Origin of the sequence: Vogesella facilis (assembly GCF_042648525.1) — a bacterium.
GTDB classification, from domain to species: Bacteria; Pseudomonadota; Gammaproteobacteria; order Burkholderiales; family Chromobacteriaceae; genus Vogesella; species Vogesella facilis.
On sequence record NZ_JBHRXN010000011.1, the window covers coordinates 198,144 to 223,826 of the forward strand.

Genomic DNA, 25,683 nt, shown 5'->3' on the forward strand with positions numbered 1-25,683 from the left:
ACGCCACCTCCAGCACCTCCAGCCCGGCCGCGCGCACGATGTCCAGCAGCAGCGCGGTGCACTGCGGCACCGATGGCGCCGGCTTCACCAGGCAGGCGTTACCGGCCATCAGCGCCGGCACCGCGAAGCGCAGCACCTGCCACACCGGGTAGTTCCACGGCATGATGGCCAGCACCAGCCCCAGCGGTTCGAACGCCACGCCGCTCTTGCTGGCGCCAGTGGCGATGGCCTGCGGCGCCAAGAGGCGCGGCGCCAGCTCGGCGTAGTAGCGGATCAGCTGCACCGATTTGTCGATTTCGGCCAGGCATTCGCGCAGCAGCTTGCCCACTTCCAGCGATACCAGCTCCGCCAGCGCGTGGCGCTGCGCCGCCAGCGCGTCGGCCAGGCGCAGCAGGTGCTCGGCGCGCGCGGCGGTATCCAGCCGCGACCAGCGGTGCTGCGCCTGGCGCAGGCTGGCGAAGATCGGGGGCAGACAGTCGGCATCGAGGGCGGGGCGGGTGAAGACCACTTCGCCGGAGGCGGGGTTGCAGCTGGTGAAGGCGTTCATGGCGGCGTAACGGGCAGGGTAGCGGGGCGGTTACAGGATTATCGACTGTAACAAATGCGGCCAACCCTGACCATGCCGCAGGGTTGGCCGCATCGGCGGGCAGACGGCTCAGGCGCCGCGCAGATCCAGCGGTTTTTCGCCGGACAGGAAGTAATGAATGGTTTCCTGCACGCTCTTGATGGCGTCGCCGAACGGCAGCGGCTCGCTGCCGCGGAAGAACAGCCCCTTGCTGACTTCGCCGCGGAAGGCGGCGGCCAGCTTGAGATCGATGCAGAACTGGCCGACCTTGGCCAGGCCGTCGCGCAGCCCGCACACCGACAGGCAGTTCAGCGCCTGGGTGCAGCGCGCCGGATCGGCCTTGGCATTGGCCTGCAGCTTGTCTTCGCGCTTGAGGTAGCTTTTCAGGAACGGGGTGAGGATGCCGCGCGCCGGCAGGCCGGCCACCGACATGAATTCCACGATGTCTTCCTGCTTGGCCCCGGCCAGGGTGCGCTTGAAGTCGATGTGGGCATCGCCTTCCTCGGTCACCGCGAAGGCGGTGCCGATCTGCACGCCGCTGGCGCCGTACTCGGCCAGATAGGTGTGCACCTTCTGGTAGCTGTTGACGCCGCCGGCCACGATCAGCGGGATGCGCTCGCGCGCCAGCCCCAGGCTGTGGAACAGCTCGAAGGTTTCCGTCAGCACGCGCTGGAAGTCGAACTTGCCGTCCGCCACCCCGGCGATGCTGGCGGCGCCGAGGTGGCCACCGGCATGGTTGGGATGCTCGATGACGATGGCATCGGGCAGGCGGCCCTTTTTCATCCAGCGCTTGAGCACGATGCCGATGCCGCGCGCTTCCGACAGGATGGGGATCAGCGCCACCTCCGGGTGCTCGGCGGTCATTTCCGGCAGGTCCAGCGGCAGGCCGGCGCCCATCACCACCGCGTGCGCGCCGGATTCGCAGGCCTGGCGCACCAGCGCGGCGTGGTCGTCCACCGCCTTCATCACGTTTACCGCCACCAGGCCGTGGCCGTCGGCGGCGGCCAGCGCGGCGCGCACTTCGCGATCCAGCGCGATGCGGTTCAGGCGGTTGATAGCGTCCTGGCCCTGCAGGTTGGCCGCATCGGCCAGCAGGTCAGGGTGCAGGTGGCGCAGGTCGACGCTGGCGATGGTGCCGACGCCGCCCTGGCGCGCCACCGCACCGGCCAGGCGCTTGGCGGAAATGCCGACGCCCATGCCGCCCTGCACGATGGGCAACAACTGGCGGCCGCGGATGGTCAGCGGGGAAAACGAGTGGGAAATGGCCATGCCGGTTCCAGCGTAAAAAAACAAAGGCTGGATTGTCGGCAGGGACGCGCCCCCCGGCGTTGACCGTGGTCAAGCCGGGGGCGGCTGGGACATCAGGCGGCGAGGCCTTTCTGCAGGCCCAGCACGATGGCATGGATGCGGTTGTTGGCGTCCAGCTTGCGGATGATGTTGGCCGCATGGAACTTCACCGTGCGCTCGCTGATGTCGAGGATGGTGGCGATTTCCCAGTTGGTCTTGCCGTGCATCATCCAGTAGAAGATGTCGCGTTCGCGGTGCGACAGCGGGTTGCTGCCGTTGCCGGCCGGGGTGATGCGCTGCAGGGTGCGGTGCAGGTGCGGCAACAGGCTGCCCAGCATGCGCAGTTCCGCCGCCGGCAGCGCCTGGTCCACCTGCAGCAGGCTCAGGTGGCCGTCGCAGTGCAGCGCCAGGCAGGCCACCGCTTCGCCGGCCTCGGCGGCAAAGAACTGCACCTCGGGGCCCAGCCCCAGGCCGCTGCAGGCCGGGGTGCCGCCCAGCGGCAGCGCCACCACGCCGGCACAGAAGCGGCGCGGCGTGCCCAGCCAGCCCTGGCTGGCGACCGGGCCATGATGAATTTGCAGGGTGCTGGCGCCGCTTTCTTCGGCCAGCACGTCCAGATAGCGCTGCAGTTCCTGCTCGCAGCCCAGCTGCGGCAGTTGCTGGATCCATTGCAGCAGGGTGCACAACTGGGTGTGTGTCAGGCCGCTGGAGACTGTGCCACAGGCAAAGGGGATCCCTTTTGTCACCGTGTGCTCCTCTGTATGGTTGTTGTGAGCGGCTATCTTAGCGAAGCACCGGGAGCGGCCCAACCGGATTTCGCCAAGCCATGAGCTATGCTCATGGCTGCCATCGCCTGCGCTGCGGGCTCAACGCAAAATGAGGCTGGCAGCGGCCAACGGTTGTTGCAAATCGGCATCACTTTGCAAACTGGCCGGAAGGCCGGTTGGCGGGCGGGTTAACTCTTTGAGCCGTTTAGGCGCTTCGCATTTATCAGGTAGTCCATAAATATCTTTAAGCAAAAACCTTTTTCACTTATATTTGACAAAGAATCTGTAAGCCGCCTGCGGTTTTGCACTTGTTGTGTTTTCAAATGACCTGAACAGCCAACGCCGTGGTCGGGTCCTTCGCGAGATAAACCGATGGATACTTTAAAAGCCCTGATGGTCTTCATGACCACTGCCGAGAACGGCAGCTTTTCCGATGCGGCCCGCAAGCTGGGGGTGTCGCCGGCGGCCGTCAGCCAGAGCATTGCCCGCCTGGAGCAGGAACTGGAAGTGCGGCTGTTCAACCGCACCACCCGCCAGCTGACGCTGACCGAGGACGGCCGCCGCTTCTACGCGCAGTGCCGCGGCCCGGTGAACAATCTCGATTCCGCCATCCAGCAGCTGAAGGCCAGCCGCGACGAGCCGGCCGGCCATCTGCGCATCAGCCTGCCCAATGCCTTCGGCCGCCGCTTCATCCTGCCGCTGATGGAAGAATTTTGTACCCTGTACCCGAAGATCCGCGTGTTTTTCGGCATGGACGACCATTTTAGCGACCTGATCGAAGACGGTTACGACGTGGGCGTGCGGGTGGGCATGATGCCGGACAGCCGCATGGTGGCGCGCCACCTGGCGCACATTCCGCAATACGTGGTGGCGGCGCCAAGCTACTGGGAGGAGCACGGCAAGCCGCGCAACCCGGAAGAACTGTCGGCGCACGACTGCATCAACTTCCAGTTCCCCACCTCCGGCCGGCTGTACAAGTGGGAGTTCGAACGCAGCGGCGAGCGCATCCCGCTGGAAGTGTCCGGCACCTACACCGTCAACGACGTGGACGCGGTGCTGGAGCTGGCGCGCCTGGGGCTGGGCGTGGCGCAGCTGCCGGGGCACGAGGTGCTGAACGATGTGCGCAGCGGCCGGCTGGAGGCGGTGCTGACCGACTTCGTGTCGATGGAGCGCTCGATCTACATCTGCTTCCCGCACCGCGACCACATCGCGCCGCGTACCCGCGTGTTCGTCGATTTCGTGGTGGAGAAACTGGTGGAGCACCCGGACATCGTCGCCGACCTGCCGGGGCTGGACCTCTCCGCCAAGCGTGCCGCGCTGGGCGAAGCGCACGAGCTGTAAGCCGGCCGCGCTCGCGGCGGCAGCAGCCCAGGGCCCGGCCATGCCGGGCCCTGTTGCATTGGCGGCCAAGGTTGGCCGCAACCGCTAGCCGGCCACACCGCGCCGACCAGCGCAGTTACCCGCCGCGGCGGGTTTTTTTACGTCAGCTATGTTTAACATATTAGACGTGTGATATCGTTTGACGCATAATGCACTGACAAATGCGCGATGCTGCGCTGCAATGTTTAAGAAATAATACGAGGAGCTGTCATGAGCCAGACTATCGAACACACCGGGTCCTACTACGCCTACTCGGCCAACCCGTCGCCGCAGCGTCCGGCGCTGCGTGGCAGCCTGCGTGCCGATGTCTGCGTGATCGGCGCCGGCTATACCGGCATCTCCACCGCGCTGCACCTGGCCGAAGCCGGCTTCAAGGTGGTGGTACTGGAAGCCGCCCGCGTCGGCTGGGGCGCCTCCGGCCGCAACGGCGGCCAGATCGTCAACAGCTACAGCCGCGACATCGACGTGATCGAGGCGCGCCACGGCGCCGACACTGCGCGCCAGCTGGGTGCCATGGCGTTCGAAGGCGGCAAGATCATCCGCGAACGCATCGCCAAGTACGACATCCAGTGCGATCTGAAGGACGGCAACGTGTTCGCCGCCTTCACCCAGAAGCAGCTGGACGAACTGGCCGCCAAGAAGGCACTGTGGGAGCGTTACGGCCACAGCGGCCTCAAGCTGGTGGACCGCGCCGGCATGAAGGACATCGTGTCCAGCGAGCAGTACGCCGGCGCGCTGCTGGATACCTGGGGCGGCCACATCCACCCGCTGAACCTGGTGCTGGGCGAGGCCGCCGCCTTCGAATCACTGGGCGGGCAGATCTTCGAACAGTCCGCGGTGGTGGACGTGGTGAAGGGCAAGCCGGCGACGGTGAAGACCGCGCACGGCGAGGTGGTGGCCGACACCGTGGTGGTGGCCGGCAATGCCTACCTGGGCAAGCTGATTCCGCAGCTGGCGGAAAAAACCCTGCCGTGCGGCACCCAGGTGGTGACCACCGAGCGGCTGGACCCGGCGCTGGCCAAGAGCCTGCTGCCGGGCGACAACTGCGTGGAAGACTGCAATTTCCTGCTGGATTACTACCGCCTCACCGGCGACAACCGCCTGCTGTACGGCGGCGGCACCGTGTACGGCGCGCGCGATCCGGGTGCAATCGAACGCCTGGTGCGCCCCAAGCTGCTGAAGACCTTCCCGCAGCTGGCAGACGTCAAGATCGAGTTCGGCTGGACCGGCAACTTCTCGCTGACCCTGTCACGCCTGCCGCAGGTTGGCCGCATCGACAGCAACATCTACTACTCGCAGGGCTGCAGCGGCCACGGCGTCACCTACACCCACCTGGCCGGCCGCATCATCGCCGAGGCCATCCGCGGTCAGCGCGAGCGCTTCGACGCCTTCGCCAGCCTGCCGCACTACCCGTTCCCGGGTGGCCGCATCTTCCGCGTGCCGATGCTGACCATGGGCGCCTGGTGGTACGGCATGCGCGACCGCCTGGGCGTGTAAAGTATTGCCGCGCCAGCCACAGCTGGCGCGCTACCGAAAGCAAGATGGCAGCACCGGGGGGCGCTGCCGACTTGTGAGTTTGACCTGCTATTGTCCATTGGGGCCGGTTCACTGCGAACCGGCCGCTTTTTTTTGTGCGCGGCGCACTTCAAAATGCCATTTGGAAATGCTAATGTCCTGGCCGGTCCCAGTGAGGACCATTTTCAATGCGATGGATGCCTGCGCGGCATCATGAAGAGGCTAAGCATGAAGAAACGACTGAGCAAGATTTCGCCGCTGCAATCGGCCAAGACCCTGGCGGTGCTGTATTTCCTGATTTCCCTGCCGATGCTGCTGATCATGGTGCCGGTGCTGCTGCTGGCGCCGGGCGAGCATGCACCGTCGGGCATGATGCTGATCGCCCTGCCGCTGCTGTATGCGGTGCTGGGCTTCCTCGGCACCCTGATTGCCGCCTGGCTGTATAACCTGGCCGCCAAGTGGACCGGCGGCATCGAAATCACTGTCTCCGAACAGCGCTGATCGCCGCGCGTAGTCGCGGGGGGTGACAAGTTGGCCGCATGCCTATCAGGCGTGCGGCCAACTTGTTGCTAAGGGCTGGTTGTAGAAGCTGTTTACGCTCGCGCCAGCTAGGGCGAGACCAGGCGAAAACTGAGGGGTGCGGAATCGACATGCAGTCGATGCGCATTGCCGAGTCGCACTCAACACCGTACGCCGACGCGCAGCAGATCGTAAGCAGATTCTCAGAACGGCCACACCATCTTGGTCTTCGCTACCGCGATGATGTAGATCGGCATCGCCAGCGCCAGCAGCAGCACCGGCCCGCGCAGCGGCGAGCCCTGCAGCCGCTTCAGCCCCAGCGTACCCAGCATGATATAGGCGATCAGCGCCACGATCTTGGCGGCCAGCCACGGCTGCTCCAGCGGCGACAGCCCGGCCCACACTGCCAGGGTGATGGCGGCAGCCAGCAGGCCGCTGTCCACCACGTGCGGCGCGATGCGCAGCAGCTTGCTCTGCAGCAGCGCCGGTTTCAGGTAGGACAGCGCCGCGCGCAGCGCGAACAGCGTCACCGACAGGTAGGCGAGGCCGGCGTGGGTGTGTTTCAGCGTCTGGTAATCCATGTGTTCCCCTAGAAATGATGGCGCTGGGCGCCGCCACGGATGATAGCGGCTCGGCGTGCAACGGTGGAATGCTAAACTGCCGTGTCCTGATGACTACGCCATCATCGCGCCATGCCGCTCAACCTGTATCAATCCAACCGCCTGGAAGCGCTGGGCATCCTCTACCGCCACCTGACTGACAGCCCGCTGGACGATCCGTTCGCGCCGGAAGTGGTGATGGTGCAAAGCCGCGGCATGGGGCGCTGGCTCACCTTGCAGCTGGCGCGCGCGCGCGGGCTGGCGGCGAATATGGAGTTCGTGCTGCCGGCCGGCTTTGGCTGGCGGCTGATGAAAACCGTGCTGCCGGAGCTGCCGCCCAAGTCCGCCTTCGCGCCCGAGGTGCTCACCTGGCGGCTGATGGCGCTGCTGCCCACCCTGCACGGCGAGCCGTTCACCCCGCTGACGCGCTACCTGCAGGGCGGCGCGCTGGCCTGCCACGAACTGGCCGGCAAGATCGCCGACATCTACGACCAATACCTGGTGTTCCGCCCGGAATGGATACGTGCCTGGCAGGCCGGCCAGCGGCTGGACCTGGGCGAGGACGAAGCCTGGCAGGCGGCGCTGTGGCAGCAGCTGGCCGCCAGTGTGCCCGGTCGCCACCGCGTGGCGATGCTGGACGACTTCTTTGCCGCGTTGCGCCGCGAGCACCTGCCGCAGCGGGTGTCGGTATTCGGCATCGCCACCCTGGCGCCGATGTACCTGGCGCTGCTCAAGCGCATGGCCGAGCTCACCGAGGTCAACGTGTTCCTGCTCAACCCCAGCGAAGCCTACTGGGGCGACATTGTCGACGCCCGCGGCCAGCTCAAGCTGTTCGCCCACGGCGAGCAGGCCGACAGCGGCCACCCGCTGCTGGCCTCGCTGGGGCAGCAGGGGCGCGACTTCTTCGACGAAATCGCCGGCGGCATCCATGAGCCGGTATCCGCCTTCGTGGCGCCGGAGGGCAATACACTGCTGCCGCGGCTGCAGCGCGACATCCTGCAGCTGGCGGCGCCTGCGGCCAACCTTGTGCCACCGGCAGACGAGTGCTCCATCGTCTGCCACATCGCGCACAGCCCGATGCGCGAGCTGGAAGTGCTCAAGGACCAGCTGCTGGCGATGCTGGCCGCGGATGCCACGCTCACCCCGGCCGATATCGCGGTGCTGACGCCGGATATCAACAGCTACGCACCGTATATCGATGCGGTGTTCGGCTACCGCGCCGATGCGCCGTCCATTCCCTACAGCATTGCCGACCGCCGCATCGCGCGCGAAGTGCCGCTGCTGGCCACCTTCGGCGCGGTGCTGGAACTGGCCGACTCGCGCTTTGCCGCCGCCGACGTGCTGGCGCTGCTGGATTGCCAGCCGCTGCTGGAGCGCTTCGGCCTGCGCGACGAAGACGTGACCCTGCTCACCGACTGGGTGCGCGGCGCCGGCATCCGCTGGGGGCGCGATGCCGCCCACAAGGCGGAACTGGGGCTGCCGGACGAAGCGGCACATACCTGGCGCTGGGGGCTGGACCGCCTGCTGCTGGGCACGGTGCTGCCGGCCGGCCTCGCCGGCGACGGCATGCCGCTGTTCGGCGGCCTGCTGCCGGACAGCGCCGCCCAGGGCCAGGTGGCCGCGCGGCTGGCCAGCCTGGCGGCGCTGTTCGAACAGCTGGATGGCCTGGCGCGGCTGTGGGCGCAGCCGGCGTCCATCGCCGACTGGGCCGAGCGCCTGCGCAACGCCGCCGCACAGCTGTTCCAGGTGGACGAAGACGGCGAGGCGGCGCTGCAGCTGCTGCACCAGATTGCCGACGAACTGGCCGCCGATGCCGCGCTGGCCGGCTTCGACGGCAGCGTGCCGCTGCCGGTGGTGCGCGACGCGGTGCTGCGCCAGCTGGAAATGTCCTCCAGCGGCGGCTTCCTCACCGGCGGCCTCACCTTCTGCGCCATGGTGCCGATGCGCTCCATCCCGTTCCGCGTACTGTGCCTGGTGGGCATGAACGACGGCGCCTACCCGCGCGACGAGCGCCCGGTGAGCTTTGACCTGGTGGCGCGGCACCCGAAAAAGGGCGACCGCTCGCGCCGCTTCGACGACCGCTACCTGTTCCTGGAAGCCATCCTCTCCGCCCGCGACACCCTGTACCTGAGCTGGGTTGGCCGCAGCGTGCGCAGCGACGAGCCGCTGCCGCCGTCGCCGCTGGTGGCCGAGCTGCTGGATACGCTGGCGGCGATGCGCGGCGGCGACATCCGCGCCGCCATCACCACCCGCCACCCGCTGCAGCCGTTCTCGCGCCGCTACTACGACGGCACGCTGCCCAGCTACGAGCCGCTGTGGGCCGACGCACTGCTGCAGCCACCGGCCACGCCGCAGCCGTTTGCTGCCGAACTGGATTCCCCGCCACCGCTGGTGGTGCACATCGCCGACTTCTTGCGCTTCTGGCAGAACCCGGTGCGCGCCTGGCTGGCGGACAGGCTGGGGCTGAAGCTGGAGCGGCTGGCCGACGAACTGCCGGGGCGCGAGCCGTTCAGCATCGAGCGCGACAGCCGTGGCGAAGTGCGCGACACCCTGGTGCAGGCCATGCTGGCCGGCAAACCGCTGCGCGTGGCCGAAGCGCGGCTGCAGGGGCAGGGGCTGCTGCCGGATGCCGCGCTGGGCGACGCCTGCCTGACGCAGGAACGCGCCGCCAGCGCCCGCTTCGCCAGCCGCCTGCCGCAGAGCCTGCTGTCCGCGCCGCTGCCGCCGCAGCCGGTGCGGCTGGACATCGGCGGCGTCACCCTGCTGGGTGAGCAGGCCGGCCTGCGCCCGGAAGGGCTGCAGCGTGTGGTGCCGCGCAAGGCCTACGCCACCGAAATCATCCGCCTGTGGCTGGAGCACCTGATCAGGTTGGCCGCAGCGGTGCCCGGCGTGGCGGCGGACAGCCGGCTGTACGCCGACGACGGCGTGCACGGCTTCGGCGCGGCGGACGGGGAGGGCATGCCGCTGGAAGCGCCCGCGCTGCTGGCCGCCTGGCTGGCGCGCTACCTGCAGGGCCAGCGCCAGCCGCTGCCGCTGTTCGCCCGCACCTCGCTGGCCTATGCCCGCGCCAAGCCGGGCGAGGAAATGAAGAAAGCGCAGGCGGAGTGGGACCCGGATTTCGTCGGCGACTTCAGCGCGCCGCAAAGCCAGGATGCGGCCAACCTGCTGGCCTTCCGCCACCTGGAGCCACTGTCCGACCCGCTGTTCACCCAGCTGGCCGATACCCTGCTGCGGCCGCTGGTCGCCGCCCTCGATAGCCGTAACGGCTGAGAACGATGCTGACAATTAAAAGCCTGCTGTCCGCGCTGGGGATGGCCTTTGATGACCGGATCAAGTTTGTCCGCCACAAGGACCGGACTATCGATCTGGCCTACCTTTACCGTCACGGGCAACTGGATATCTACCAGGCAACACAGTCGCAACCGGTATTTGACGGTTGCGACCAGATCGTCTCGTTTATCGGTGGCGAAGGCACGCTGGCGACGTTTGTCGGCGTGTACCGCGTGGCTGGCGTCGAACTGCGGGCCGAGCCGCACTGGCCGGCTGATTTTCTGCTGCCGGCTGCAGACGGCCCATGGCCCTACCTTTATGAGCTGCAGCCCGATGAGCGTTTTCGTTCACTGGCCGGGCGTGTGGTAATCGACTGGGGGCGTTCGGCGCTGGCCTGGCATCAATGGGCAAACGACAAGGACAAAGAAGTAGTCGAGGTGCTGCCGGCCGGGTATGTCAGCGAGTTTCCCGGTTATCTCGATTTGGTGCTTAGCCACCATGAGCTGCGCGAAATTATCGCGCACCCGCTGGCCAACCGCCGCTGGCACCAGATGTTGTCTGCGGTCGCCGGGGTCTATCTGATCGTCGATGGCAGCACTGGCAAGCAATATGTAGGTTCGGCCTATGGGCAGGAGGGCATTCTCGGTCGCTGGAAGCAGTATGCGGCCAACGGTCATGGCGACAACAAGCAGCTGGTGGAGCTGCTGCACGCCGATGCTGCTCATGCACGACACTTCCGCTTTTCCGTATTGCGGACCTTGCCGCGCGACCTGCCGTCGCGAGAAGTGATCGCGGTAGAAAATCTCTATAAGACCAAACTCGGTAGCCGCGATTTCGGTCTGAACGCAAACTGAGTAACGGATACGCGATGAAATCCCTCGACGCCCTCAACTGCCCGCTCGCGGGCGTGAATCTGATCGAAGCCTCGGCCGGTACCGGCAAGACCTGGACCATCGCCGCGCTGTACACCCGGCTGCTGCTGGAGGACGCGCCGGATGGCTCGCCGCCGCCGTCGCTGGACAAGCTCTTGGTGGTTACCTACACCAAGGCCGCTACCGCCGAGCTGCGCGAGCGCTTGCGGCGGCGGCTGGTGGAGCTGGCGCTGGTGCTGGACGGCGGGCAGACCGGCGACGGTTTCCTGCGCGCGCTGGCCGACAGGTTGGCCGCAGGCGATCCGGCGCTGACGCGCGAGCGGCTGCGTGCCGCCATCAACGGCTTCGACGCCGCCGCCATCTACACCATCCACGGTTTCTGCCAGCGCGTGCTCACCGATGCGGCGTTCGACAGCGGCCAGACCTTCGCCGCCACGCTGGAGGTGGACAAGCAGGCCGACCTGCAGCAGCTGGCGGATGACTTCTGGCGCCAGCACATCGTGGGCCAGCCGCAGCTGGCGCAGGTGCTGGCCGAAAACGGCGACACCCCGGATGCCTGGCTGGCCGAGGTGCGGCCCTATCTGTCAAAGCCCTATCTGCAGCTGCCGGCCCTGGACAGCGGCGAGCTGCTGGCGCTGCGCGATGCCGCCGCCGCGGCCTGGGCGCCGCTGCAGGCGGACAGTGCGGCGCTGGCCGAAGGCGGCGAGCTGCTGCTGGCGGCGCAGGGGCTGAAGCAGACCAGTTACAAACCGGCGCAGTGCCAGCGCTACCTGCGCCTGCTGCAGCTGCTGGCAGCCGATGCCAGCCTGCCGCAGCTGTCGTCCAGCCAGGCCAAGGACCTGGGGCGGCTCGGCCAGAGCCAGCTCGACGCCGGCGCCAGTAAGGGCGCCACCGCGCCGCAGCACCGGCTGTACCGGCTGGTGGAAGACTGGCTGACGGCGTGGGAGCGCTACGCCGCCGCGCTGGATCGCCACCTTGCCGGCCTCAAGCTGCAGCTGATCCAGTGGATAGACCGCCACGCGGTGGAGCAGCGCCGCGCCAGCCGCAGCCGCGGTTTCGACGACCTGCTCACCGACCTGGCCGCGGCGCTGGACGACGCCGAACACGGCCAAAGGTTGGCCGCACGCATCGCCGGCGATTTCGCCATCGCGTTGATCGACGAATTCCAGGATACCGACCCGCTGCAGTACCGCATCTTCCGCCGCGCCTTCGTGCAGCAGGGGCGGCCGGTGTTCATGGTGGGCGACCCCAAGCAGGCGATCTACAGCTTTCGCGGCGCCGACATCTTTGCCTACCTGAGTGCGCGCGACGACGCGCCGGCCGAGCGCCAGTACACGCTGGACACCAACCGCCGCTCGCAGCAGCCGCTGGTGGACGCGGTGAACCGGCTGTTCGCGCGGCCGCAGCCCTTCCTGCTGGACGGCATCGGCTACCACCCGGTGGCGGCGGCACCGGCCGGTGGCAGCCGGCTGCTGCTGGACGACGGCGATGCCGCCTTCAACCTGCTCACCTTCCCGGGCAGCGACAACCCCAAAGGCATCAACAAGGGCGATGCCACCGCCTACGCCGCCGAGGCCACCGCACACGAGATTGCACGGCTGCTGGCGCTGGCGCGCGACGGCAGGGCGCAGCTGGAGAAGGGCGGCCAGGCACGGCCGCTGGCCGGCGGCGACATGGCGGTGCTGGTGGCCACCCACCGCCAGGGCGACGCGGTGCGCGCGGCACTGGCCGCCCGTGGCGTGCAGGCGGTGGCGCTGACGCAGGAAAGCGTGTTCGCCAGCGCCGAGGCCGGCGAGCTGCTGGTGTTGCTGCGCGCCTGGGCCGAGCCGGCGGCGGAGGGCCGGCTCAAGGTGCTGTGCGCCAGCGAGCTGGTGGGGCTGAATGCCGCCCAACTGCTGGCGCTGACCGAGGACGAGGCGGCGTGGGAAGTGCGGCTTGCGGCCAACCAGCAGGATCACAAACAGTGGCAGCAGCGTGGCTTCATGTCCGCTTGGCGCGGCTTCATGGCGCGCGAGCAGCTGGCGGCGCGGCTGCTGCCGCTGCCGGACGGCGAACGCCGGCTCACCAACCTCGGTCACCTGGCCGAGCTGCTGCAGCAGGAAAGCGAGCGCGTGGCCGGTATCGCCCCGCTGCTGGCGTGGTTCGAAGGCCAGGTGGCCAGCCCGCCGGCCGGCGAGGAGGCATTGCTGCGGCTGGAAAGCGATGCCGAGCTGGTGAAGATCGTCACCATCCACACTTCCAAGGGCCTGCAGTACCCGCTGGTGTTCTGCCCCTTCCTGTGGGACGGCGCGCTGGAGCGCCGCGACACCACCTTCTGGCGCTACCGCGACGGCGATGCCTCCTGGCTGGCGCCGCAGGCACTGGTGAGCGACGAGGCGCGGCAGGCGGCGCGCAGTGAAATGCTGGCCGAGAAACTGCGCCTGCTGTACGTGGCGCTGACCCGCGCCGAGCATCGCCAGTATCTGCTGTGGGGCCATGTGCAGAAGATGCAGACCGCGGCGCTGTCCTGGCTGCTGCACGGCGGCGCGGCGGCGGATCTGGCCGCGCTGGAGCAGGGCGAGCTGTCCGATGCTGTTATCCACGCCGACCTGGCTGCCTTTGCCACCGGCCTCGCCGGCGCGGCGGCCTGCCGCGAAGTGGATGTGGCGCTCAACCCGCTGCCGGCTTTGCAGCAGGCGGGCTTCCAGCCGCAGCTGGCGCGCGTTGATCGCCCGCTGTATACGCCGTGGCGCATCAGCAGCTTCACCTATCTGACCAGTCATTTGCATGGCAGCGCGCCGTTGCCGGCGGCAGCGGAGGCGCCGGACCACGACCACGGCCCGCTGCAGGAGCCGGATGCCGAGCTGGCGCGGGATCGCTTCAGCTTCCCGCGCGGCGCCCGTGCCGGTACCTGTCTGCACGATATGTTCGAGCGCGTGGACTTCACCCGGCCGGAAGGTTGGCCGCAAGCGGTGGCGGAGGCGCTGCAGAAGCACGGCTTCGACCCGCTGTGGCAGGACGCGGCGCTTGCGATGCTGGCCAGCAGCATCAACAGCGAGATCGCACCCGGCGTGCGGCTGGCGGACATTCCGCCGGCGCGGAGGCGGGTGGAGATGGAGTTCACCCTGCCGGCCGATGGCCTGAACCTGCCGGCCCTCAAGCGCATTCTCGCCGACCCGGCTAACGGCCTGGCCGAGCCGCTGCGCGCTGCCGCCGCCACGCTCAGTTTCGAGCGGGTGCAGGGCTATCTGAAAGGCTTCATCGACCTGGCCTTCATCGCCGGCGATGCGCTGTGGCTGGTGGATTACAAGTCCAACCACCTGGGCGACGGCTACGCGGCCTATGGCCAGCCGGCGCTGGCCGCCTCCATCGCCCGCGAACACTACTACCTGCAATACCTGATCTACAGCGTGGCGCTGCGCCGCTACCTGGCGCAACGCGCGCCGCAGCTGCACCTGGGCGGCGTGCGCTACCTCTACCTGCGCGGGGTGGACGGCAGCGGCAACGGCGTGTGGTGCGATGCGCCGTCGGAGGCGCTGCTGGATGCGCTGGACGGGTTGTTTGCGGTGCGGGCGTGATGACGTTTTTGGATAGAGAGGCAAGGATGAGTCTGCTGGCGCTGGATCGTTACCTGATGGCGGTGCCCTACGGCAGTGGCTGGCAGGGCTGGAGACGCGGGCTGCTGGAGTGCTGCTTCTTCGGCCTGAAGGAGGCCCGCGCCTGCCTGTTCGTCGGTCTGTTCTTCCTGTGCGTGCTGCTGGTGCCGCGTGCCGGGCTATGGGGCATCGCCCGCTACGATGTGCTGCTGTTGCTGGCGCTGGCCATCCAGGGCGGTATGCTGGCCTGGCGACTGGAAACCGTGGACGAACTGAAGGCGATCTGCCTGTTCCATCTGCTGGGGGTGGCGCTGGAGGCGTTCAAGGTGTCGGCGGACATCGGCTCCTGGCATTACCCGGACCCGGCGTGGAGCAAGCTGTTCGGCGTGCCACTGTTTTCCGGCTTCATGTACGCCGCGGTGGGCAGCTACGTGATCCAGGCCTGGCGGCTGTTCGCGCTGCGCGTCGAGCATCACCCGCCGTACTGGATGGCCTGGCTGCTGGCCATCTGCCTGTACCTGAATTTCTTCACCCATCATTTCATCGGCGATTACCGCTGGTATCTGGCCGCCTGCGCGCTGGGCTTGTATGCCCGTTCCAGCGTGGTGTTCACCCCCTATGACCGCGAGCGGCGCATGCCGCTGCTGCTGGCCTTCGTGCTGATCGGTTTTTTTATCTGGCTGGCGGAAAACATCAGCACCTTTTTCGGCATCTGGCGCTACCCCAACCAGCTGGGCGCGTGGTCGGCGGTGCATCTGGGCAAGTGGAGCTCCTGGTCGCTGCTGGTGGTGATGACCTTCACCATCGTCATCAATCTCAAGCACATCAAGCAGCGCGTCCACGTGCCGGTCTAGCCGCCAGCCTGGGCAAGGGTTGGCCGCATCGATCGCGGCTGTGCGGCATCACAAATCCATTTTGCGTAAATGGTTGTTAATTTTTTGTCCATTCGTAAGCAAACTGAAAGCCTGTTCTGTTATCTCTAGCTTGGGCATTGCTGCCCGCAAGCATCATACGGAGACAGAACATGCTGAACAGACTGAGCCTGAAGAGCCAGATGTGGCTGCTGCTGGGCGTGCCTTGCCTGGCCCTGCTGCTGGTGATTGCCGTGGCGCTCATTTCCGCCAGCCGGCTGCACGGCCATACCGGCGCCATGTACGAAAACACCGCCAAACCGCTGCGGGCGATGGCCGAGGTGGCGTCGCGGGTGCCGCGCATGCGGGTGGGCATCGACGTGATGCTGCTGCAGGAAACCCCGCTGCGCGACGACAAGGGCGTGGCCGGGCGCATCCGCGATGCGCGCGAGGAGGATATTCCGGCCATGCGCAAGGCGCTGGAGGACGCGGTGGCGGCACAGGTGGACCCGGCGGCGCGCGAGCGGGCGCAGGCCTTGCTGCAGACCTTCCACAGCATGGAGAACGAAGCGCTGCGGCCGCTGCTGGCGGCACTGGAGGCCGGCAATCTGGACGAGGCGCGCGCGCTGTACAAGGGGCCTTACGTCAAGCACTACAACGCCATGCGCGGCGACACCAACAAGATGCTGGACAGCCTGGTGGCGGGCGCCGCCGTGCTGAGCGAGGCCAGTGCCGAAGCCTATGACGCGGCGCGCACGCGCATGTTGCTGATCAGCGGCGCGGCGCTGCTGCTGGCGGTGCTGCTGGGCGTGGCCATCATGCGCTATATGGAGCGCCGCGTGCGCCGCCTGCAGCAGCAGATGAGCCATGCCGCCAGCGAGCTGGCGCTGCAGGCACGCAGCGACCTAGGCGGGGTGGATGAACTGGCGCGCATCGCCGCCTCCTATAACCAGCTGATGAGCAGCCTGGAGCAGGCCATCGGCGGCGTGCAGCGCTTCACCGGCCAGGTGCAGCACACCGCGGCGCAGGTGGCCGGCTCCGCCGAGCGGGTGACGGCGGCCTCGGCCAGCCAGTCCGCCGCCGCGCAGTCGGTGGCGGCCTCGGTGCAACAGGTGGCGGTGAGCGTGCAGCACGTGGCGGATGCCACCGCCGTCACCGCGCAGCTGTCGGAGTCGCTGCAGCAGCGCGCCGAGCAGGGCCAGGGCACGCTGCAGGAAACCAGCGCCAGCATCCAGCGCGTCAGCGATGCGCTGCAGTCGGCGGCGGTGCAGACCCGCGCGCTGGCCGACAACTCGGAGAACATCCGCGGCATCGTCGATTCCATCCGCGATATTGCCGACCAGACCAATCTGCTGGCGCTGAACGCCGCCATCGAGGCGGCGCGCGCCGGCGAGCTGGGGCGCGGCTTCGCGGTGGTGGCGGACGAGGTGCGCAAGCTGGCCGAGCGCACCACCCAGGCCACCGCCGAGGTGGGGCAACTGCTGTCCGGCATCCAGGGGCAGATCCACCAGGTGGCGGGCCAGGTGCAGGGCAGCGTTAGCCAGGTGCAGGATGGCCGCCAGCTGGTGCAGCAGGCCAGCGCGCTGATGCAGGAGATCAGCAGCGAATCCGGCCGCGCGGCGCAGGGAGTGCGCAGCGTGGCGGATTCCAGCCGCGAACAGGGCATGGCGGCGGAAGCCATCGCCCAGAGCGTGGAGCAGATCGTGCAGATGGCGGAGCAGAACCACCACGAAATCGGCGAGGCGCAACAGAGCGCGGTCCAGCTGCAGCAGCTGGCGCAGGCGCTGGGGCGCGAGGTGGCGCGCTTCTCCACCGCGGCCTGAGCCGGTTGAAGCTTGGCCGCAGCGCCGCGGCCAAGCTTTTGTTCCCTTCCGGGCGCTTGCTTTCCGCCCCGGCGCTGCCGCATCCAGACGAGCGATGCGGCGTGCCCATTGCTGCGCCATGACGGCATTTGGCCCCCTGTAATGCGTGTGGCATGGTTTAACATTGCCCCGCATCAACACCGCCGCCGGCGGCTGCCGCCACACTGCGTCCCGTTCTACAATCACGTCATCATTGCCGCCAGCGCCATGCGGCCAACCATCACCGGAAAGATCACCATGTTCGAATCCGCCGAAATCGGCCACGTCATCGACAAGGCCAGCTACAAGGCCGAGGAGGCCGCGCTGCGCGAGGCGCTGCTGGACGTGCAGTACGAATTGAAGCAGCGCGCCGACTTCCCGGTGCTGATCCTGATTCACGGCATGGACGGCGCCGGCCGCGGCGAGACACTGAACCAGATCAACGAATGGCTGGACCCGCGGCTGATCCACACCGCCGCCTTCGACAAGCCCAACGACGACGTGCGCGAGCGGCCGTGGATGTGGCGCTACTGGCGCGAGCTGCCGCAGAAGGGCCGCATCGGCATGTTCTTCGGCAGCTACTATTCCGACGCCATGTTTGCGCGGGTGGACGGCGGCAGCCGCGACACCTACGACAAGCAGCTGTTCGACATCCTGCGCCTGGAGCGCATGCTGGCCAACGACGGCGTGCTGGTGCTCAAGTTCTGGCTGCACCTGACGCGCGAGACGCAGAAGAAGCGCTTCAAGGCGCTGGAGAAAGACCCGGCCACCGCCTGGCGCGTGCATGACGTGGACTGGCAGCACCACGAGCAGTACGAGCGCATCCGCAAGTGCGCCGAACACATGATGCGGCTGACCAATACCGCCTACTCGCCGTGGCTGGTGGTCAACGGCGAGGACGCCAACTACCGCAGCCTCACCGTTGGCCGCGCGCTGCTGTCGGCGCTGAAGCAGCGGCTGGAGATGGATCACAACTGGCAGCCGCGCTCCGATGTGGCGCCGATCACCCCGCCGCTGGACAACAAGCTGCTGCTGGAATCGCTGCCGCTGGACCAGAAGCTGTCCAAGAGCGACTACCAGCAGCAGCTGGAGGCGCTGCAGGGGCGGCTGAACAAGCTCACCCGCCACGCCAGGTTCGGCGAGCACTCGCTGGTGCTGGTGTTCGAGGGCAACGATGCGGCGGGCAAGGGCGGGGCGATCCGCCGCATCACCCAGGCGCTGGACGCGCGGCGCTACCGCGTGGTGCCCATTGCCGCGCCCAGCGACGAGGAGCGCGCGCAGCCGTGGCTGTGGCGTTTCTGGCGCCAGGTGCCGGGCAAGGGCAAGATCACCATCTTCGACCGCTCCTGGTACGGCCGCGTGCTGGTGGAGCGGGTGGAGGGCTTTGCCAGCACCGCCGACTGGATGCGCGGCTACTACGAGATCAACGATTTCGAGCACCAGCTGCACGACAACGGCGCCATCGTGCTCAAGTTCTGGCTGGCCATCAGCCCGGACGAGCAGCTGGCGCGCTTCAAGCTGCGCGAGGAAACCGGCTTCAAGCGCTTCAAGATCACCGAGGAAGACTGGCGCAACCGCGACAAGTGGGACGACTACAAGCTGGCGGTGTGCAACATGATAGACCGCACCAGCACCACCGCCGTGCCGTGGACGCTGGTGCCGGCCAACAACAAGTACTACGCGCGTATCAAGGTGCTGACCACGATGTGCGAGGCGCTGGAAGCGCGGCTGGGTAACTAAGTACGGCGCACCGAAAATATCGAAATATGAAAACGCGCCTTCGCCTCCGTCGCTATTGCTGCGGTTCACGCCTTGCCCGGGTGGCGGAGCCATCGCTTTCCTTGGGTTCCTCTACTTCCGGAACGCAGTACTAGACCACGCATGGACAACACCACCATCGACAACCTGCTGCCGGCGCAGCTCGCCGGCCTGTTCGCCCGCCTCGACCCTGCGCACGGCCCGGCCTTGCAGCCCTTGCTGCAGCGGCTGGTGAACGCGCAGGGCGCCGGCCACGTCTGTCTCGCCGGCCTGTCCGGCGACGACTACGCGCTGCTGCGCCGCACGCCGCTGGCCGGCAAGCCGGGCGATTACACGCCGCTGATCGTCGATGCCGCCGGCCGGCTGTACTTTGCCCGTCAGTGGCGCGACGAGGAGCAGCTGGCCGCCGCGCTGGCGACACTGGCGCGCGACCCGCAGCCGCTGCCGGCCAGCGAGGAGCAGATCGACGCGCTGCTGGATGCGCTGTTCGGCCCGCCGGCGGCGCCGGACTGGCAAAGGTTGGCCGCAAGGCTGGCGCTGCAACGGCGCTTTCTTACCCTCTCCGGCGGCCCCGGCACCGGCAAGACCACCACCGTGGTGCGGCTGCTGGCGGCGCTGGCCTCGCTGTCGCCGCGCCCGCTGGTGATGGCAATGGCGGCGCCCACCGGCAAGGCGGCGGCGCGGCTTACCGAATCGGTGCGCGCCGCGCGCGACGCACTGCCGGTGGCCGAGGCGGTGCGTGCCCAGCTGCCAGACAAGGCGCACACCCTGCACCGGCTGATCGGCCTGGTGCCGGGCAGCGCGCGCCCGCGCCACCATGCGGCCAACCCGCTGCCGCTGGACGTGCTGGTGGTGGATGAAGCCTCGATGGTGGATCTGACCCTGATGGCGCAGACGCTGGCGGCGCTGCCGGCGCATGCCAGATTGATTTTGCTGGGCGACAAGGACCAGCTGGCCTCGGTGGATGCCGGCGCGGTGCTGGGTGATATCTGCAGCCGCCAGGCCTGGCGCGGCGACACCGCCGCCGCGCTGGTGGCGCAGGGTTTCGACGTGCCGGGGCGGGTGGACGACGGCGCGCTGCTGGCCGACAGCGTGGTGGTGCTGGCAAAGAGCCATCGCTTTGGCGAGCACTCCGGCATTGGTCGCCTGGCACGGGCGGTGAACGCAGCCCGGCTGGACGAGGTGGGCGCGCTGCTGGCAGCCGGCGCGGCCGACGACCTGGCGCAGCTGGCGGCGCTGCCGGACGGGGCGGGGCTGATGGCGCAACGCGCCAGTTACTGGCAGGCGCTGGAGGCCGGTGTGGAACCGGCGGCATTGTTCGCGGCATTTGGCGAATTCATGCTGCTGGCGGCGGAGCGCCACACGGTGGCGGCCATCAATGCCGCCATCGAGCAGCAGCTGGAACGGCAGGGCCGCAAGCAGCCAGGCAGCGACTGGTACCCGGGGCGGCCGGTCATGGTGACGCGCAACGACTACAGCATCGGCCTGTTCAACGGCGACATCGGCATTACCGTGCAGCAGGGCGAACGGCTGCGGGTGCTGTTCCCCACCCCGGACGGCGACTGGCGCGAAGTGGCGCCGGCGCGGCTGCCGGAGCACGACACGGTGTACGCGATGACGGTGCACAAATCGCAGGGCTCGGAATTCGGCACCGTGTGGCTGGCGCTGCCGCTGGCGCCCAGCGCGGCGCTGACGCGGGCGCTGGTGTACACCGCCATCACCCGCGCGCGGCAGCGCTTCGTGCTGGCCGGCAGCCCGGCGGTGCTGGCCGCCGCGGTGAGCAACGCCCCGCCGCGGCAGAGCGGCCTGGCGGAGCGGCTGTGGGGCTAGGGCGGATGTGTCAGTAGAACGGATGCCCACAGGGACGATCCGCCACTATGTGCAAGCATGCGGCCAACCTTTGCAGGGTTGGCCGCATTTTTCATGGGGAAACACTCGTAGTCCGGATCTGCGCAGCGCATCTGGGAAGGCTCCCAACGCTGGCCGCACCACCCCGGATACGGCTGCGGCTTATCCGGGCTAACGGTGTCGTAGGTTGGATCCGCCGCAGCGAAGCCCAACGTTTGCCGCGTTGCTGTTGTGGCTTGGTTTGTTTAGGCGTGGAATCCGCTGCGCGGATGCTGTTTGAAGTCGCCGGTTCCGCCCGGCGTACGGGGAGGGGGCGTGCCGCCGCCCCCTCCACCCCCGCTCGCCGGATGGTTTCAAGAAGGGGTTCCGCGAAACCCCGGCAAAAACGGCAGCCGCAAGGCGCGGCCGAACTCGTCCTTCGCTAGCGGCTCAGGACTCAAACATGTGGCCGCTTAATACCTTGCAGCTACCGTTTTTGCCGGCGCGGCCTAAGGGGCCGTTGGGTGCGGCACAACGTTGGCCGCAGGCTTGTGCCTCTGCGAGGCGGTCAACGTTTACAGCTGTGCCAGCTGATCCGGTATCCGCGGCAGCAAATCGGTGACACCGACATCCACGCCGGCCTGGCTCAGCAGGGTGGTGGCCTGGCCGCGGTGGTGGGTCTGGTGGTTGAAGACGTGCAGCAGCACGCTGCCGAACAGTCGCTGCGCGGCCACGCCTTTCATGTTGTGGTAAGTCAGCGGCTGGGCCAGGTCGTCTTCGCTTACCTCGGCCAGCAGCGCGCTGATGATGGCGTCCAACTCTGCACGGCGCGCGTGCATGGCGGCGAAGTCGGGGTACAGCGGCTGGTCCAGCTGCTGCGGCATTGGCGTACCGGCCAGCGGCGCCAGGGTGGCGAAGCCGGCGGGGTGGGCGGCGAAGCGCTTCAGCCACACGGTATCGGCCACCAGCAGGTGGTTGAGCGTGCCTTGCAGCGAGCCGAAGAACGCGCCGCGCTCAGCGTTAAGCTCGTCCGCCGGCAGCGTGGCGGCGGCGTGGTACAGCTTGTCGTTCATCCACTGGTTGTAATCGGCCAGCAGGCGCAGGTGGTAGAGCAGGGACATGGCTTACTCCAGGGCAGCTCGAAAAACGCCCGCTTTCGATGCGATACGGCGTGACTCAGGAAAAACGCCATGTCGCGCCTGGCAATCGGGCTTTTCGAGGCACCCTACGGGTTGGCCGCAAGGCGGCGGGGGTCAATCAAGCAGCTTATCCAGCTGCGTCTCGTTGTACACGGTAATGCCATGCGCGTTCAGCAGCGCGGCGGTGACGCCCATGCCGTGCTGCAGCTGGCCGTCGAAGCGGCCGCTGTACACCTGCCGATTGCCGCAGGACGGGCTGTTGGCCTTCAGCAGCGCCAGCCGGCAGTGCTGTTCCTGCGCCAGTTGCAGTGCCAGCTGCGCGCCGGCGACAAATTCGGCGCTGACATCGCCACCGGCTGCGGTGCGCACCGTGGCCGCCTGGCGCAGCACGGCATGGCCGTCGCCGCCGCTCAGCTCTGCCGGCGGGCGCGGGGTGGGCAGGCCACCGGCCACTTCCGGGCAGATGACGATCAAACGATAGCGTGCGGCCAACGTTTCGCGCAGCGTGGCCGGCAGGCCCTTGCTGTGGCCGTCGTAGCGTACCGGCTGGCCCAGCAGGCAGGCGCTGACCAGTAGGGTGGGGTGTTGGTTCATGTTTGCTCCTTGGGGCACCTCGAAAAACTCCCGCTTTCGTCGCGATACTGCGTTGCTCACGAAAAATGTCTCCTTACATATCAAACATATGCTGCGTCGACATTTTCCGTTCGCGCCTTGTCTCGCCGTATTTATTTCGATTGGCAATCAGGGTTTTTCGAGGCGCCCCTTGCTATTCAATACTTGCGCCATTACCGCCACGCCGTGGCGGATGGCCGCTTCGTCCACGCCGGCATAGCCCAGCACGAAGCCACGCTGCTGAGGCGCGGCCAGGTAGTGGCGGCTCAGCGGCCGCAGCCATACCTGCTGCCGCGCGGCGGCGGCGGACAGCGCATCCTCGTCGCGGCCCGGCGGCAGTGTGGCCACCAGGTGCAGGCCGGCCTCGCCCGGTGACAGCGCCAGGTGCTCGGCGCCGCTGGCGGCCAGCGCGCTGCGCAGGCAGTGCTGGCGCTGGCGGTACAGCTCGCGCATGCGCCGCACGTGGCGTGCGAACAGTCCGCTGCTGAAGAATTCGGCCAGTGCGGCTTGCACCGGCAGCGGCCCTTCGCGGTACAGCCGCGCATTGCAGCCGCGGAACGGGTCGATCAGCGCATCCGGTACCACCAGGTAGCCGACGCGCAGGCCGGGGTACATCACCTTGGCCAGGGTGCCGACGTAGATCACCCGCTCGTCCTGCGCCAGCCCCTGCAGTGCCGGCTGCGGCTGGCTGACGTAGCGGAATTCACTGTCGTAGTCGTCCTCGATGATCCAGGCGCCGTGTCGTTGTGCGCTGTCCAGTAGTGCGAGCCGGCGCGACAGGCTCATCACCACGCCGCTGGGATACTGGTGCGAGGGGGTGGTGTAGATCAGCTTCGGCGGGCGCGGGTCGGCCACCAGCGCCGGGTTCAGGCCGTCGTGGTCCACCGGTGCCGGCACCAGCTGCAGCGCGGCGCCGCGCATGGCGGCATGGGCGCCGACATAGCCCGGCTCTTCCACCCAGGCCACGTCGCCGGGGTCGGCCAGCAGCCGTGCGGCCAACTCCAGCGCCTGCTGCGCGCCCTGGGTGACGATGATCTGCTCCGGCCGGCAGCGCACGCCGCGCGACAGCTGCAGGTAGTCGGCCAGCGCCTCGCGCAGCGCCGGCAGGCCACCATCGGCGCGGTAGCCAAGCTCTTCCGCCGTGGCGCGGCGTTGCTGCCGCGACAGCAGTTGCTGCCAGGCGTGATGCGGAAACTGGCGGATCTCCGGCACGCCGGGGGCGAAGGCGCCGAACAGCCCCACCGGCAGGCCGCTGCTGGCGAACAGTTCATGGCCACGCTGCGACAGCCCTAGCGGTTGGCCGCGCGCCGGGGCGGGCTGCTCCGCTGCCGGCGGGGCGAACAGCCGGGTGACGTAGCTGCCGCTGCCGGCGCGGGTGGCGATATAGCCTTCCGCCTGCAGCTGCTCGTAGGCATCCAGCACCGTGTTGCGGCCCAGGCCCAGGCTGCGCGCCAGGTCGCGGCTGGCCGGCAGGCGGCTGTCGCCGGCCAGGCGGCCGCTGCCTATCCATTGCCGCAGCAGGCGTGCCAGCTGCCGCGACAGCCCTTCCTTGCTATCGCGCGCCAGCGCTGCTTGCAGCGCATCGATGATCCACAGTTCCTGCTTGCGGCTGTCCGGCAAAGTGGTTCCCTTTCGTGCTGATGATCTGGCCCTGTTGCAGGGCCGCCTGTCTTTTTACCATCAATGCCATCGTGATGTCTGTACAGGAGAACGTGGCATGGATCAGCTTGCCTTTTACCGCGCCAAACTGGCGTACGAGATCGACAGCTGGGATGTGGCGGAACAGCAGAAGCAGGGCAAGCCGCTGCTGCTGGTGGATGGCCGCTCGCCGGCTGCCTACGCCGCCGAAACCCTGCCCGGCGCCATCAACCTGCCGCATCGCGGCATTACTGCCGACAGCACCGCGCAGCTGCCGCGCGATGTGCTGCTGGTTACCTTCTGCGACGGCATCGGCTGCAACGCTTCCACCAAGACCGCGCTGAAGCTGGCCGAGCTGGGCTTTAGCGTGAAGGAGCTGCAGGGCGGGGTGGACTGGTGGAAGCGCGACGGCTACCCCACGGTAGCCGGCGGTGCCAGTTGCGATATCAACACGGCGGCCGATTGCGGCTGCGGAGGCTGAAACATGAGCATGCAATACGATGGATACGACCGCCCGCTGGGCGTGACGGTGGACAACTGGCAGGGCGCCACGCCGCCGCAGCGCATCACCCTGCAGGGGCGCTATTGCCGGATGGAGCCGTTCAGCCAGGCGCAGCACGGCGCCGGGCTGCGCGCGGCGCTGGAGCTGGACGTGGACGGCCGCGACTGGGCCTACCTGATGCCGCGTCCGCAGAACGATGCCGACTGGAGCAGCTGGTTCTGCATGATGGAAGACAGCCGCGACCCGCTGTTCTTCGCCATCGTCGATCAGGCCAGCGGCCAGGCCATCGGCAGCTGCAGCTACCTGCGCATCGACGCGGCCGGCGGGGTGATCGAAGTGGGCTGGCTGCGTTTCTCGCCGCTGTTGCAGCGCACCGCCGCCGCCACCGAGGCGATGTATTTGCTGATGCGCCAGGCCTTCGACTGGGGTTACCGCCGCTACGAGTGGAAGTGCAATGCGCTGAATACGCCGTCGATGCGCGCCGCACCGCGGCTGGGCTTTACCTTCGAGGGCATTTTCCGCCAGGCGCGGGTGAACTGGGGCCTGAACCGCGATACCGCCTGGTTCAGCCTGCTGGACGGCGAATGGCCGGCCAACCGCGCCGCCATGGAAGCGTGGCTGGATGCGGCCAACTTCGATGCCGCCGGCCGCCAGCGCCGCAGCCTGGACGACTGCCGCCGCGCGCTGGCTGCCGTCACCGGCCAGCACGGCGTACGGCTGGCCACGCTGGCCGACCTGCCGCAGCTGGCTGAACTGTTCGACGGCTACCGCCAGTTCTACGGCCGCCACGACGATGCCGCCACCTCGCATGATTTCATCCGCCAGCGGCTGGTGCAGGGCGATTCCACCATCCTGGTGTATGAGCAGGACGGCGCGCTGCAGGGTTTCACCCAGCTGTATCCGCTGTACACCTCGGTAGCGGCGGCGCCGGCCTGCCTGCTCAACGACCTGTTCGTGGCGCCGACGGCGCGCCGCGGCGGGGTTGGCCGCAAGCTGCTGGCGGCGGCCGGCGAATTGGCGCTGGCGCGCGGCCTGGCGCGGCTGGAGCTGGCCACCGCCTTCGACAACCTGACGGCGCAGGCGCTGTACGAGAGCATGGGCTGGCAGCGAGAAACCCAGTTCTATCGCTATCGGCTGCCGCTGCCGGTGCGATAAGCGCACACCAT

The 25,683-nt window shown here is 67.9% G+C and carries 19 protein-coding genes; 12 read left to right on the top strand and 7 right to left on the bottom strand.

Annotation, left to right across the window (positions count from 1 at the left end; all coding sequences use genetic code 11):
- From ACFOLG_RS06355 to ACFOLG_RS06365, 3 genes are all read right to left on the bottom strand, one after another.
- Positions 1 to 547 (bottom strand): aldehyde dehydrogenase family protein (locus ACFOLG_RS06355; protein WP_386089734.1); only part of this gene is annotated, 547 nt, incomplete at its 3' end.
- A 108-nt stretch (positions 548 to 655) separates the two neighbouring features.
- On the bottom strand, positions 656 to 1,828 hold the full coding sequence (locus tag ACFOLG_RS06360) for an NAD(P)H-dependent flavin oxidoreductase (RefSeq protein WP_386089814.1): 1,173 nt from the start codon (positions 1,826 to 1,828) through the stop codon (positions 656 to 658).
- Between the two features lie 98 nt (positions 1,829 to 1,926).
- The gene (locus ACFOLG_RS06365) at positions 1,927 to 2,598 is read right to left on the bottom strand and encodes a helix-turn-helix domain-containing protein (protein ID WP_386089736.1); all 672 of its coding nucleotides are present in this window, start codon (positions 2,596 to 2,598) and stop codon (positions 1,927 to 1,929) included.
- Between the two features lie 393 nt (positions 2,599 to 2,991).
- Between ACFOLG_RS06365 and ACFOLG_RS06370 the strand changes: the two genes are divergently transcribed.
- The 3 genes from ACFOLG_RS06370 to ACFOLG_RS06380 all read left to right on the top strand — a co-directional run bounded on the left by ACFOLG_RS06370 (position 2,992) and on the right by ACFOLG_RS06380 (position 6,015).
- Positions 2,992 to 3,960, top strand: coding sequence for a LysR family transcriptional regulator (locus ACFOLG_RS06370; protein WP_386089738.1), 969 nt, complete (start codon positions 2,992 to 2,994; stop codon positions 3,958 to 3,960).
- 249 nt (positions 3,961 to 4,209) lie between these two features.
- Positions 4,210 to 5,496, top strand: a complete 1,287-nt coding sequence (locus tag ACFOLG_RS06375; RefSeq protein ID WP_386089740.1) for an NAD(P)/FAD-dependent oxidoreductase — start codon at positions 4,210 to 4,212, stop codon at positions 5,494 to 5,496.
- Between the two features lie 246 nt (positions 5,497 to 5,742).
- Complete coding sequence (locus ACFOLG_RS06380; protein ID WP_386089742.1) at positions 5,743 to 6,015, top strand: hypothetical protein; 273 nt, start codon at positions 5,743 to 5,745, stop codon at positions 6,013 to 6,015.
- A 221-nt stretch (positions 6,016 to 6,236) separates the two neighbouring features.
- On the opposite strand, the gene ACFOLG_RS06385 is transcribed toward ACFOLG_RS06380, so the two are convergent.
- Positions 6,237 to 6,614, bottom strand: coding sequence for a SirB2 family protein (locus tag ACFOLG_RS06385; RefSeq protein ID WP_386089744.1), 378 nt, complete (start codon positions 6,612 to 6,614; stop codon positions 6,237 to 6,239).
- Positions 6,615 to 6,725: 111 nt separating this feature from the next.
- Here ACFOLG_RS06385 and recC point away from each other — a divergent pair, with 111 nt between their 5' ends.
- From recC to recD, 7 genes are all read left to right on the top strand, one after another.
- Positions 6,726 to 9,902 (top strand): exodeoxyribonuclease V subunit gamma, encoded by a 3,177-nt coding sequence (gene recC / locus ACFOLG_RS06390; protein WP_386089746.1) that lies wholly within the window; start codon positions 6,726 to 6,728, stop codon positions 9,900 to 9,902.
- A 5-nt stretch (positions 9,903 to 9,907) separates the two neighbouring features.
- Entirely contained in the window at positions 9,908 to 10,756 is an 849-nt protein-coding gene (locus tag ACFOLG_RS06395; RefSeq protein WP_386089749.1) for a GIY-YIG nuclease family protein, read from the top strand.
- A gap of 14 nt (positions 10,757 to 10,770) precedes the next feature.
- On the top strand, positions 10,771 to 14,331 hold the full coding sequence (gene recB / locus ACFOLG_RS06400) for an exodeoxyribonuclease V subunit beta (protein WP_386089751.1): 3,561 nt from the start codon (positions 10,771 to 10,773) through the stop codon (positions 14,329 to 14,331).
- A 26-nt stretch (positions 14,332 to 14,357) separates the two neighbouring features.
- Positions 14,358 to 15,203 (top strand): DUF817 domain-containing protein, encoded by an 846-nt coding sequence (locus ACFOLG_RS06405; protein WP_386089753.1) that lies wholly within the window; start codon positions 14,358 to 14,360, stop codon positions 15,201 to 15,203.
- 170 nt (positions 15,204 to 15,373) lie between these two features.
- A complete protein-coding gene (locus tag ACFOLG_RS06410; protein ID WP_386089755.1) occupies positions 15,374 to 17,023 on the top strand; it encodes a methyl-accepting chemotaxis protein in 1,650 nt (549 codons plus the stop codon).
- A gap of 276 nt (positions 17,024 to 17,299) precedes the next feature.
- Positions 17,300 to 18,781 carry a polyphosphate:AMP phosphotransferase gene (pap, locus tag ACFOLG_RS06415; RefSeq protein ID WP_386089757.1) on the top strand — a complete coding sequence of 494 codons (1,482 nt, stop codon included), beginning with the start codon at positions 17,300 to 17,302 and terminating at the stop codon, positions 18,779 to 18,781.
- Positions 18,782 to 18,922: 141 nt separating this feature from the next.
- A complete protein-coding gene (gene recD / locus ACFOLG_RS06420) occupies positions 18,923 to 20,629 on the top strand; it encodes an exodeoxyribonuclease V subunit alpha (RefSeq protein ID WP_386089760.1) in 1,707 nt (568 codons plus the stop codon).
- A gap of 572 nt (positions 20,630 to 21,201) precedes the next feature.
- Here the strand turns inward: recD and ACFOLG_RS06425 are convergent.
- From ACFOLG_RS06425 to pdxR, 3 genes are all read right to left on the bottom strand, one after another.
- A complete protein-coding gene (locus ACFOLG_RS06425; RefSeq protein ID WP_386089762.1) occupies positions 21,202 to 21,747 on the bottom strand; it encodes a DinB family protein in 546 nt (181 codons plus the stop codon).
- A 132-nt stretch (positions 21,748 to 21,879) separates the two neighbouring features.
- Entirely contained in the window at positions 21,880 to 22,359 is a 480-nt protein-coding gene (locus tag ACFOLG_RS06430) for a DUF523 domain-containing protein (RefSeq protein ID WP_386089765.1), read from the bottom strand.
- Positions 22,360 to 22,506: 147 nt separating this feature from the next.
- Positions 22,507 to 23,997, bottom strand: coding sequence for a MocR-like pyridoxine biosynthesis transcription factor PdxR (pdxR, locus tag ACFOLG_RS06435; RefSeq protein WP_386089767.1), 1,491 nt, complete (start codon positions 23,995 to 23,997; stop codon positions 22,507 to 22,509).
- A 97-nt stretch (positions 23,998 to 24,094) separates the two neighbouring features.
- Here pdxR and ACFOLG_RS06440 point away from each other — a divergent pair, with 97 nt between their 5' ends.
- The gene (locus ACFOLG_RS06440; protein ID WP_088966335.1) at positions 24,095 to 24,496 is read left to right on the top strand and encodes a rhodanese-like domain-containing protein; all 402 of its coding nucleotides are present in this window, start codon (positions 24,095 to 24,097) and stop codon (positions 24,494 to 24,496) included.
- A 3-nt stretch (positions 24,497 to 24,499) separates the two neighbouring features.
- Complete coding sequence (locus ACFOLG_RS06445) at positions 24,500 to 25,672, top strand: GNAT family N-acetyltransferase (RefSeq protein WP_386089771.1); 1,173 nt, start codon at positions 24,500 to 24,502, stop codon at positions 25,670 to 25,672.
- The last annotated feature ends 11 nt before the right edge of the window (positions 25,673 to 25,683 follow it).

Excerpts from the sequence above, each read along its gene's own strand:
- ACFOLG_RS06380 (WP_386089742.1), top strand. The coding sequence starts at position 5,743 with ATGAAGAAACGACTGAGCAAGATTTCGCCGCTGCAATCGGCCAAGACC.
- ACFOLG_RS06445 (WP_386089771.1), top strand. The coding sequence starts at position 24,500 with ATGAGCATGCAATACGATGGATACGACCGCCCGCTGGGCGTGACGGTG.
- ACFOLG_RS06440 (WP_088966335.1), top strand. The coding sequence starts at position 24,095 with ATGGATCAGCTTGCCTTTTACCGCGCCAAACTGGCGTACGAGATCGAC.
- ACFOLG_RS06425 (WP_386089762.1), bottom strand. The coding sequence starts at position 21,747 with ATGTCCCTGCTCTACCACCTGCGCCTGCTGGCCGATTACAACCAGTGG.
- ACFOLG_RS06410 (WP_386089755.1), top strand. The coding sequence starts at position 15,374 with ATGCTGAACAGACTGAGCCTGAAGAGCCAGATGTGGCTGCTGCTGGGC.
- recD (WP_386089760.1), top strand. The coding sequence starts at position 18,923 with ATGGACAACACCACCATCGACAACCTGCTGCCGGCGCAGCTCGCCGGC.
- recB (WP_386089751.1), top strand. The coding sequence starts at position 10,771 with ATGAAATCCCTCGACGCCCTCAACTGCCCGCTCGCGGGCGTGAATCTG.
- ACFOLG_RS06385 (WP_386089744.1), bottom strand. The coding sequence starts at position 6,614 with ATGGATTACCAGACGCTGAAACACACCCACGCCGGCCTCGCCTACCTG.
- ACFOLG_RS06375 (WP_386089740.1), top strand. The coding sequence starts at position 4,210 with ATGAGCCAGACTATCGAACACACCGGGTCCTACTACGCCTACTCGGCC.
- ACFOLG_RS06430 (WP_386089765.1), bottom strand. The coding sequence starts at position 22,359 with ATGAACCAACACCCCACCCTACTGGTCAGCGCCTGCCTGCTGGGCCAG.
- ACFOLG_RS06395 (WP_386089749.1), top strand. The coding sequence starts at position 9,908 with ATGCTGACAATTAAAAGCCTGCTGTCCGCGCTGGGGATGGCCTTTGAT.
- pap (WP_386089757.1), top strand. The coding sequence starts at position 17,300 with ATGTTCGAATCCGCCGAAATCGGCCACGTCATCGACAAGGCCAGCTAC.
- ACFOLG_RS06405 (WP_386089753.1), top strand. The coding sequence starts at position 14,358 with ATGAGTCTGCTGGCGCTGGATCGTTACCTGATGGCGGTGCCCTACGGC.
- ACFOLG_RS06370 (WP_386089738.1), top strand. The coding sequence starts at position 2,992 with ATGGATACTTTAAAAGCCCTGATGGTCTTCATGACCACTGCCGAGAAC.
- recC (WP_386089746.1), top strand. The coding sequence starts at position 6,726 with ATGCCGCTCAACCTGTATCAATCCAACCGCCTGGAAGCGCTGGGCATC.